This window comes from Streptomyces sp. NPDC051218 (genome assembly GCF_044455475.1).
Classification (GTDB): domain Bacteria; phylum Actinomycetota; class Actinomycetes; order Streptomycetales; family Streptomycetaceae; genus Streptomyces.
Genome location: NZ_JBITEU010000009.1, coordinates 61919 through 71817, shown reverse-complemented (window position 1 = coordinate 71817; position 9899 = coordinate 61919). Strand labels below are relative to the sequence as shown.

Sequence of the window (9899 nt, the reverse complement as noted above, 5' to 3'; positions counted from 1 at the left end):
TGGGAAGGAGTGGTGGTCACCGGTCGACGCCTCCCATCACGGGGTCGATGGACGCGACGGCGACGATGACGTCAGCGACCTGGCCGCCCTCGCACATCGCCGCCATGGCCTGCAGGTTGGTGAAGGACGGGTCACGGAAGTGGACCCGGTAGGGGCGGGTGCCGCCGTCGGAGACGACATGCACCCCGAGCTCGCCCTTGGGCGACTCGACCGCGGTGTACGCCTGCCCGGCCGGGACCCGGAAGCCCTCGGTCACCAGCTTGAAGTGGTGGATCAGGGCCTCCATGGAGGTGCCCATGATCTTCTTGATGTGATCGAGCGAGTTGCCCAATCCGTCCGGGCCGAGCGCCAGTTGCGCGGGCCAGGCGATCTTCTTGTCGCCGACCATGACCGGACCCGGCGCGAGGCGGTCCAGGCACTGCTCGACGATGCGCAGCGACTGGCGCATCTCCTCCAGACGGATCAGGAAGCGTCCGTAGGAGTCACAGGTGTCGGCGGTCGGCACGTCGAACTCGTAGTTCTCGTAACCGCAGTAGGGCTGCGCCTTGCGCAGGTCGTGCGGCAGACCCGCCGAGCGCAGGACCGGTCCCGTGGCGCCGAGGGCCATGCAGCCCGCGAGGTCGAGGTAGCCGACGTCCTGCATACGGGCCTTGAAGATGGGGTTGCCGGTGGCGAGCTTGTCGTACTCGCCGAGGTTCTTCTGCATCTTCTTCACGAACTCGCGGATCTGGTCCACCGCGCCCGGGGGCAGGTCCTGGGCGAGTCCGCCGGGCCGGATGTACGCGTGGTTCATGCGCAGTCCGGTGATCAGCTCGAAGATGTCGAGAACGAGTTCACGATCACGGAAGCCGTAGATCATGATCGTCGTCGCGCCCAGCTCCATGCCGCCGGTGGCGATGCACACCAGGTGCGAGGAGAGCCGGTTGAGCTCCATCAGGAGCACGCGGATGATCGACGCGCGGTCCGGGATCTGGTCCTCGATGCCGAGGAGCTTCTCGACCCCGAGGCAGTACGCCGCTTCGTTGAAGAACGGCGTCAGATAGTCCATGCGCGTGACGAACGTCGTGCCCTGCGTCCACGTGCGGTATTCGAGGTTCTTCTCGATGCCCGTGTGCAGATAGCCGATGCCGCAGCGGGCCTCGGAGACGGTCTCGCCCTCGATCTCCAGGATGAGCCGGAGCACACCATGGGTGGAGGGGTGCTGCGGACCCATGTTGACGATGATGCGCTCGTCGTCGGACCGGGCGGCGGACTGGACGACCTCGTCCCAGTCGCCGCCGGTGACCGTATATACAGTCCCCTCGGTCGTCTCACGGGCGGAAGCGTGGGAAGTTCCCTGAGTTGCAGACATCAGCTGTACGACCTCCGCTGGTCCGGAGCCGGGATCTGGGCGCCCTTGTACTCGACGGGGATGCCGCCGAGGGGGTAGTCCTTGCGCTGCGGGAAGCCCTGCCAGTCGTCCGGCATCATGATCCGCGTAAGGGCTGGGTGGCCGTCGAAGATCAAGCCGAAGAAGTCGTACGTCTCGCGCTCGTGCCAGTCGTTGGTCGGGTAGACCGCGACCAGCGAGGGGACGTGAGGGTCGGCGTCAGGGGCACTGACTTCGAGCCGGATCAGGCGGTTGTGGGTGATCGAGCGCAGGTGGTAGACGGCGTGCAGCTCACGGCCCTTGTCCTCCAGGAAGTGCACCCCCGAGACGCCCGTGCAGAGTTCGAAGCGCAGGGCCGGGTCGTCGCGCAGCGTCTGGGCGACCCGCACCAGGTGCTCGCGCGCGATGTGGAAGGTCAGCTCGTCACGGTCGACGACCGTCTTCTCGATCGCGTTCTCCGGCAGGAGCCCCTGCTCTTCCAGGGCTCCCTCCAGCTCGTCCGCGACCTCGTCGAACCAGCCGCCGTACGGGCGCGCGGTGGCGCCCGGCAGGGTGATGGTCCGCACGAGCCCGCCGTAACCGGACGTGTCGCCGCCGTTGTTGGCGCCGAACATGCCCTTGCGGACGCGGATGACCTTGCCGGCCTCGTCGCGGGGTGCGGGAACGCCGTTCCCGTTCAGGTGCTCGTCGTGTTCGTCGTGCGCGTCGCTCACCGCAGCAGCCCCTTCATCTCGATGGTGGGGAGCGCCTTGAGGGCCGCCTCCTCCGCCTCGCGGGCCGCTTCCTCCGCGTTGACCCCGAGCTTTCCGCCCTGGATCTTCTGGTGCAGCTTGAGGATGGCGTCCATCAGCATCTCGGGCCGCGGCGGACAGCCGGGCAAATAGATGTCAACAGGGACAATGTGATCCACACCCTGCACAATCGCGTAATTGTTGAACATCCCGCCCGATGAAGCGCAAACCCCCATGGAAATGACCCACTTGGGGTTGGGCATCTGGTCATAGACCTGCCGCAGGACCGGCGCCATCTTCTGGCTCACACGCCCGGCCACGATCATCAGATCGGCCTGGCGCGGTGAACCGCGGAAGACCTCCATGCCGAAGCGAGCCAGGTCATAGCGCCCGGCTCCCGTCGTCATCATCTCGATGGCGCAGCACGCGAGGCCGAAGGTCGCGGGGAAGACGGATGACTTGCGCACCCAGCCCGCGGCTTGTTCGACGGTGGTCAGCAGAAAACCGCTCGGCAGTTTCTCTTCGAGTCCCATGCTCTTGGCCCCTCAGACCTTTAGTCCCATTCCAGGCCGCCACGCCGCCATACGTACGCGTACGCGACGAAGACGGTGAGCACGAAGAGCAGCATCTCCACGAGCCCGAAAATCCCCAGCGCGTCGAAGGTGACGGCCCAGGGGTAAAGGAAGACGATCTCGATGTCGAAGACGATGAAGAGCATCGCCGTCAGGTAGTACTTGATCGGGAATCGCCCGCCGCCGGCCGGAGTCGGCGTCGGCTCGATACCGCACTCATACGCCTCGAGCTTGGCGCGGTTGTACCGCTTTGGACCGATAAGCGTGGCCATGACCACGGAGAAGATCGCAAAGCCTGCCCCGAGGGCTCCCAGCACGAGGATGGGCGCATAGGCGTTCACGCTCCTCGCTCCTCTCAGTCGGCACTGACTGTTGGCGGTTGCATCGGACCGCGACCCGCCCACCACGACCCGAAGATCGCTTACATGTGAAGCAGGTCACAAGCCCAACTGCCGTGCATCTTATGCCCGCCGGTCTGTGATCTGCGACACGGGGTGCGACAACGGCTTTGTGATCTCCACCACCTGACGAAGGATCATGAAGTCGGATGAGCGGTGATCTTCATACGCGAAGCGCCTGAGTGATCACGAGAGGTGACATCTCTGCGAGTTACCGCTGGCCGGGAGGGGGTCGCTCTATCAAGCGATGGCCGCCGCAAGCAAATTGGCGCTGGACGCGCTGGCTTGATAGTGGCGGCTCATTCACACTTTGGCGGGAGAGGTGTGGACGGGAGTGGACAACCGCGGATGCGTGCGCCGATTCACGAGCGGCCGGAGCGGCGCCGACCCTCGTCGATTCACCACCGGCCCGTCGCCGTTCAATCAACCGGCCCGTCGCCGTTCAATCGACCGGCCCGCCGCCGTTCAATCACCGACCCGTCACCGTTTCACCGTCGGCCCGTCGCCGTTCCACCGTCGATTCGGCGTCGATCCGTCACCGATCCCCCATACGGGCAACACCCCTGAATTCTTCGGGAGATCTCAGGAAGGTCTCGGCGGGATCTCAGAGAGATCCCCAGGGGTTACTCCTGTGACCTGCGCCACATGCCCATGAGCCGGAAAGAAACCGGGCTTGGCCAACCGGCTCAACCGGTGGTAGACCGGGGGCAATTCGGGCGTATCGCAGAAAACCCATGATCACAGGCGTGATCGCCGTTGTCCGCATTGCCCGTTACGGCGTCAATAAGAAGTGACACGCCCGGGATTCGCGGCCCTCACGAGCAACTGTGGCGCAGCCCACGTTTCTTGATGGGAACCCTGACTCCCTGATAGCGGTTGTTCTCATGTCCCACACCGCTCACATACCCAGCCACCGGAAGCCCCGTCGCAGCGCCTCGAAGATGGCCCTGCGCGCCGGAGTTGCCGGTGGCGTCCTCAGCACCCTGGCAGTGGCCGCGGCCGCCGGCACGGCGAACGCCGCCGAGCCGGTGACCGAGACCATCGAAATGCCCACGCTCACCGCGGACCTCTCCACGCAGATCGCGCAGTCCGCTGAGGTCACGCAGCAGACCGCCGACAGCTACGAGCTCCGCGCCGAGCAGGACGCGGCCGCCGTGAAGGCCGCCAAGCAGGCCAAGGAAGACCAGGAGCAGGCCGAAGCCAAGGCGAAGGCCAAGGCCAAGGCGGAGGCCGCCGCCAAGAAGAAGGCGGAGGAGGAGCGTGCCTCGCGTTCCTCGGAGCGCACGACGCTCAGCGCCGCCGGCGGCTCCAGCGCCTCGTCCGCCGATGTGGCCGCCCCGGCCAGCGGCAGCGTCGGCTCGGTCATCAGCTTCCTCAAGGCCCAGCTCGGTGACGCGTACGTCATGGGTGCCTCCGGACCCAACGCCTGGGACTGCTCCAGCCTCGTCCAGGCCGCGTTCAAGCAGGCGGGCGTGGACCTTCCGCGCGTCTCGCAGGACCAGTCGGTCTCCGGTACGCCGGTCTCGCTCGACAGCGTTCAGGTGGGCGACATCCTGTACTGGGGTGGCGCGGGCTCCGCGTACCACGTGGGTGTGTACATCGGTAACGGCCAGTACCTCGACGCCGCCAACCCCGGCAAGGGCGTTGTCATCCAGGACCTGTCGGGCTACCCCGCCGACGGCGCCGTGCGCGTCCTCTGAGGGCCCTCACAGCTACGTAGAAGGGCCGGGAACCCCGCTGGGGGGGTTCCCGGCCCTTCTGTGCGCTCAGCGAGCCGTGTGCCTCAGCCCGCAAAGCCGTGTGCTTCAGGCCTTCGGCGACAACTCGCCCATCTCGGACCAGCTGTTGCCCGGGATCTCGGTGTGGATGATCTCGGGCTTCGAGGCGATCGCCTCGGACATCGTCTCCATGGCCGCCTTGAAGTGGTCGGAGCCGACGTGCGCGGCACCCGCCTCCTGGGAGGCGAAGCCCTCCAGGAGTACGAACTGGTGGGGGTCGTCGACGCTGCGGGACCACTCGTAGAAGAGGTTGCCCTCCTCCGCGCGGGTGGCCCGGGTGAACTCGGCGGTCCGCTCCAGCCAGGTGTCGGCGTGCTCGGGGCGGACGGTGAACTTGACGGCAATAAAAATCATGCCGCCAGCCTCGTACCACCCACGCGGTCAGGGCAAATCGGGACAGAGCCTCACGCCTTCGGGGCCACCTTGCTCAGGCCGTTGATGATGCGGTCCATCGCGTCGCCGCCCGTCGGGTCGGTGAGGTTGGCCAGCATCTTCAGCGTGAAGCGCATCAGCATCGGGTGCGTCAGGCCGCGCTGCGTGGCGATCTTCATGACCTTCGGGTTGCCGATGAGCTTCACGAAGGCGCGGCCCAGCGTGTAGTAGCCGCCGTAGGTGTCCTTGAGGACCTTCGGGTAGCGCTGGAGGGCGAGTTCGCGCTGGCCGGGGGTCTGCCGGGCGTGCGCCTGGACGATGACGTCCGCCGCGATCTGCCCGGACTCCATGGCGTACGCGATGCCCTCGCCGTTGAAGGGGTTCACCATGCCGCCCGCGTCGCCCACCAGGAGCAGGCCCTTGGTGTAGTGCGGCTGGCGGTTGAAGGCCATCGGCAGGGCGGCGCCGCGGATCGGCATCGTCATGCTGTCCGGGGTGTAGCCCCACTCCTCCGGCATCGAGGCGCACCAGGCCTTCAGCACCTCGCGCCAGTCCAGCTCCTTGTAGGCGGAGGACGAGTCGAGGATGCCGAGGCCGACGTTCGACGTGCCGTCGCCCATGCCGAAGACCCAGCCGTAGCCCGGCAGGAGCCGGTCCTCGGCGCCGCGCCGGTCCCACAGCTCCAGCCAGGACTCCAGGTAGTCGTCGTCGTGGCGGGGCGAGGTGAAGTACGTACGGACGGCGACGCCCATCGGGCGGTCCTCGCGGCGGTGCAGGCCCATCGCGAGGGACAGCCGCGTCGAGTTGCCGTCGGCGGCGACCACCAGCGGTGCGTGGAAGGTGACCGGGGTCTTCTCCTCGCCGAGCTTGGCGTGCACGCCGGTGATGCGGCCCGTGCGGTCGTCGATGATCGGGGCGCCGACGTTGCAGCGCTCGTACAGGCGGGCGCCCGCCTTCTGTGCCTGGTTGGCGAGCTGCTCGTCGAAGTCGTCGCGCTTACGGACCAGGCCGTAGTTCGGGTACGCGGCGAGATCCGGCCAGTCGAGCTGGAGCCGGACACCGCCCCCGATGATGCGCAGGCCCTTGTTCCGCAGCCAGCCCGCCTCTTCGGAGATGTCGATGCCCATCGACACGAGCTGTTTGGTGGCGCGGGGCGTGAGGCCGTCGCCGCAGACCTTCTCCCTGGGGAACGCGGTCTTCTCCAGGAGGAGTACGTCGAGTCCGGCCTTGGCCAAGTAGTAGGCGGTCGTGGAACCGGCTGGCCCGGCCCCGACGACGATCACATCAGCGGTGTGTTCGGTGAGGGGCTGGGGCTCGGTCACGGCGGGTTCTCCCCAAAGCTCGAAATCTGTGTGCCGACGGGCACGGGTTATGGGCAGTCTATTCAGCGGTACTGATCCGTTAGCCGAAGGGCCACCCGTGACACAGCAGGCACTGCCGACCAAGACCCTGCCCGTCGTACACCTGCGCGTCCCGACGCACGAGGACGCCTTCGTCTGGCACCGGCTCTTCGACGACCCGGACGTCATGGAGTTCTTCGGCACCGGCGCCTCGGCCGAGCTCTCCGTGTACGAGGAGCTCACCGCCCGGCAGCGCAGACACGACGCCGAACTCGGCATCTGCCTCTGGACGTTGCTCGACGCGGACGGCGAACCGATCGGCTTCACCGGAGCACAGCCGTGGCCGCGCGACTGGGGGCCCACGGGCGAGATCGAGATCGGCTGGCGGCTCTGCAAGGCCGCCTGGGGGAAGGGGTACGCGACCGCCGCCGCGCAGGCCACCCTGGAGCGGGTGCGCGCGGCGGGCGTACCGGACGTGGTGGCGATGGTCGACGCCCGTAACGAACGGTCCATCGCGGTGACCCGCCGGCTCGGCATGGAACTGGCCGAGACCTTCATGTCGCCGGGCACGGACCGGGTGGCACGCTGCTTCCGGCTCGTGCTGTAGCGGTCCACCCGGCGCGGTGCTCCGGCGCGGTCGCGCCCCTCGGCCGCTGACCCGCTCGACCGCTGACCCGCTCGGCCGCTGACCCGCTCAGCCGTTGAGCCGCCAGTGGTCGAGCGCGGTGCCGTGGATCTTCTCGCCCTCGCCCGCGGGCCAGTGGTCCGCGCGCCAGGAGAGCAGGATGGCGTACTCGGTGCCGTTGTCCGCGACGTAACTCTGGTTCAGCGCATGGATCTCGCGGCCCGCCCCGTCGGTGTAGGTGTACTCCCAGATCGCGCCAGGGCGTCCCTGGAAGGTGTTCGGCTCAAGACGGATCCGCTGGTAGTCCGACTTCTTCGGGTCCTTCTTGGCGTCCTTCTCGATGGTCGTGAAGTTCTCGTACGAGGTGTACGGGGCGCTGGGGACCACGCCGACGATGAACCCCTCCGGGCCGGTCGACCCGGCGTACACGATCTGGCCCGGCCGCTCCTCGCCCTGCCGGGTCCAGCCGTCGGGCACGGCGAACTCGAAGCCGCTCACGTCGGACACCAGGTCGGAGCCTGCGGGCAGTTCGGGGGCGTCGTCCAGGGCGTCCGGGCTCGCGCTCGGCTCGGCCGGGGTCTCCGTGTCCTGTGTCGGGGTGACCGATGGGGACGGCGAGGGCGGCGGCGTGGGGTCCTCGGTCCTGCTGACGGCGGGCTTGTCGTCCTTGCCTCCGGCCTTGTCGGCCGAGCCGTCGTCGTCGTTCTGCCAGAGCAGGACCCCGGCCGCGATGCCGCTGCCGATGAGGAAGGCGGCGGCGAGGGTGCCGACCCAGACCGCGGTGCGGCGGGATGCGGGCGAGGCGGGGGGCTGCTGGCGCAGCTGGAAGGTGTGGGGGTCGTAGGGGGTGGGGGTGTGGGGGGTGGGGTCGTAGGCGGCGGGAGCGTAGGCGGGCGCCGGGGTAACCCCGGGTGCGGGAACGCCAGTTGAAGCGGGGCCTACTGGCCCTACGGAGCCGACAACACCCTCGGTGGGGGCGTCGGCCACGGAGCCGGGGCCGTACGGCATCGGCGGGACCGGTGGCATCGGCGCCGCGCCGAGCCCCGTCCGCTGCCCCGTCATCTGCAGCAGGAACGGCGCGATGAGCGCGGCGCCGAAGACCCAGAGCAGCCCGAACAGGAGCGCGTCCGGCACGCTCACGCCCGTTTCGAAGCTGCCGTTGCCCGAGCCGCTGCCGCCTCCGCCGCCACCGAACTGCGAGGACGCGCTTCCGGTCGCGTCGATGCTGAAGCCGCCGACCCCGGCGAGGAGCAGGAAGAGCCCGAAGAAGACACCGGCGGCGAGCAGTTGCTCTCCCCGGTGCCCTGAGCGGCGCGCGGCAAGGAGGCCGAGGACCAGCGCGCTGACGAGCCCGAGCGTCAACGCCCCCATGATCGCCCAGGCGTTGGTGACGTCGCCCAACTCCGAGAGCCCGAAGGACTCGCTCTCGTAGCCACCGCCGTACGCCGAACTACTGCCCTCCACGGATGCCTTGAGCGGTGCTCCCCACCCGAGCCCGAGGGCCGCGATGCCGAGGTTCGGCAGCAGGAGCAGGGCGATGAGCAGGGGGGAGACATCGGCGTCGTCGAGGTCGGCGATGCCTTCGAGGTCGTCGACCTGGGCGAGGCTGATGAACGCGACGACCGAGCAGAGGGCCAGTACGACCGCGAGTGCGCGCAGCGCGGTGCCGGTGGCACGGAACGCCGCCTGCCAGCCGGGCCGCGCGGCCAGCCAGTGGGCCAGGTCATGGCGGTGCAGCACTCCGCCGGTGACAGCGGCCGCGAGGAGGAGCGCGCCGAGAGCGGCGAGCACCGGCGACGACGAGAGCTCGACCCCCTCGATCTCGGGCTGCGCGAAGAGGCTGAGCACGAGCGTGCCCACGGTCACCAACAGGCTGACGCGCACGGCCGCTTCGAGCCCGGCCGTGCCTCCGCCCTGCCCGCCGGTACGCAGGAGTACGCGGCTGCGCAGGATGCGTACGCCGATGAAGAGGGCCCCGATCCACAGGGCGGTGACGGTGAGCGGGATGAGGTGGAGCGAGGCGCTGCCGTCGAAGGCGACGTCGACGCTGGAGCTCTCGCCGCCGAAGAGGGACGACTGCTGGCGCTCGCTCCCCGACATCTCGAAGCCGCCGCCCACGGCCTGGAGCAGCAGCGCGAGGGCGATCCGTAGCCGGTCGCCGAACCCGACGACCACGTCGCCGTCGCCTTGCCCGTAGGAGGGGATGGCGAACGCGACAGCCGCGACGAGCACCAGTCCCACGGGCCACAGGGCGGCTTGGGCAGCTTCCGCCCAGTCTCCCCGGAACGACCTCCCGAGGAAGGCACCGAGGGGGGAGGGGGTTGCGGGCGCCGCGGGGGTGTGCGGGGGCGGTGGCGGGGATGCGGGGGCGGCGGGAAGTGCGGGAGCGGGGAGGGAAGTTGCGGTGTACCCGGGCCCGGCAGGCGTGCTTCCGGGAGCGTCACCGGCGGGCGCGTCACTGGCACTCGCGTTCCCGGCGGGTGCGTCACCGGCAGGCGCGTCGGCCTCGGGGCCCACCGGCGCCGCGTCGGCGGAGGCGGAAGTCGGATCGCCCAGCTCTGCCGCAGGCAGTTCCGCGGGCCCCGCGTCCACCGTCGTGTCACGTGGACGCTCTCGCCCGCACTTCATGCAGAAGCGGGCCTCGTCAGGGGTGGGTGCCCCGCAGTGAGGGCAGTACGACGCCATGGGAACGCTCCGTCATTGGGGAGATGACC

General features: G+C 68.8%; 9 protein-coding genes and 1 pseudogene. 2 read left to right on the top strand and 8 right to left on the bottom strand.

Annotated elements, in window-relative coordinates:
- Positions 1–16 precede the first annotated feature (16 nt).
- From ACIBCK_RS26070 to ACIBCK_RS26055, 4 genes are read right to left on the bottom strand one after another with little or no spacing between them, the layout of a single operon-like run.
- Positions 17–1351: an NADH-quinone oxidoreductase subunit D gene (locus ACIBCK_RS26070; RefSeq protein ID WP_367044226.1), complete on the bottom strand. Its 1335-nt coding sequence runs from the start codon at positions 1349–1351 to the stop codon at positions 17–19.
- Positions 1351–2049, bottom strand: coding sequence for an NADH-quinone oxidoreductase subunit C (locus tag ACIBCK_RS26065; protein ID WP_399394603.1), 699 nt, complete (start codon positions 2047–2049; stop codon positions 1351–1353). Before ACIBCK_RS26065 ends, ACIBCK_RS26070 begins: the two co-directional genes overlap by 1 nt.
- 29 nt (positions 2050–2078) lie before the next feature.
- A complete protein-coding gene (locus tag ACIBCK_RS26060; protein ID WP_160506582.1) occupies positions 2079–2633 on the bottom strand; it encodes an NADH-quinone oxidoreductase subunit B family protein in 555 nt (184 codons plus the stop codon).
- Between the two features lie 20 nt (positions 2634–2653).
- Positions 2654–3013: an NADH-quinone oxidoreductase subunit A gene (locus ACIBCK_RS26055; RefSeq protein WP_003992243.1), complete on the bottom strand. Its 360-nt coding sequence runs from the start codon at positions 3011–3013 to the stop codon at positions 2654–2656.
- Positions 3014–3954: 941 nt separating this feature from the next.
- On the opposite strand from ACIBCK_RS26055, the gene ACIBCK_RS26050 reads away from it, so the two are divergent.
- On the top strand, positions 3955–4770 hold the full coding sequence (locus ACIBCK_RS26050) for a C40 family peptidase (RefSeq protein WP_399394069.1): 816 nt from the start codon (positions 3955–3957) through the stop codon (positions 4768–4770).
- Between the two features lie 105 nt (positions 4771–4875).
- Here the strand turns inward: ACIBCK_RS26050 and ACIBCK_RS26045 are convergent, their stop codons facing one another.
- On the bottom strand, positions 4876–5202 hold the full coding sequence (locus ACIBCK_RS26045; protein WP_399394067.1) for a putative quinol monooxygenase: 327 nt from the start codon (positions 5200–5202) through the stop codon (positions 4876–4878).
- A 50-nt stretch (positions 5203–5252) separates the two neighbouring features.
- Positions 5253–6542 (bottom strand): geranylgeranyl reductase family protein, encoded by a 1290-nt coding sequence (locus ACIBCK_RS26040; RefSeq protein WP_399394065.1) that lies wholly within the window; start codon positions 6540–6542, stop codon positions 5253–5255.
- Between the two features lie 97 nt (positions 6543–6639).
- On the opposite strand from ACIBCK_RS26040, the gene ACIBCK_RS26035 reads away from it, so the two are divergent.
- Positions 6640–7167 (top strand): GNAT family N-acetyltransferase, encoded by a 528-nt coding sequence (locus ACIBCK_RS26035; RefSeq protein ID WP_399394063.1) that lies wholly within the window; start codon positions 6640–6642, stop codon positions 7165–7167.
- Positions 7168–7254: 87 nt separating this feature from the next.
- On the opposite strand, the gene ACIBCK_RS26030 is transcribed toward ACIBCK_RS26035, so the two are convergent.
- Complete coding sequence (locus ACIBCK_RS26030) at positions 7255–9426, bottom strand: hypothetical protein (RefSeq protein WP_399394640.1); 2172 nt, start codon at positions 9424–9426, stop codon at positions 7255–7257.
- A gap of 375 nt (positions 9427–9801) precedes the next feature.
- Positions 9802–9870, bottom strand: a pseudogene (locus ACIBCK_RS26025) (zinc-ribbon domain-containing protein); the annotation flags it as partial.
- Positions 9871–9899: the final 29 nt, after the last annotated feature.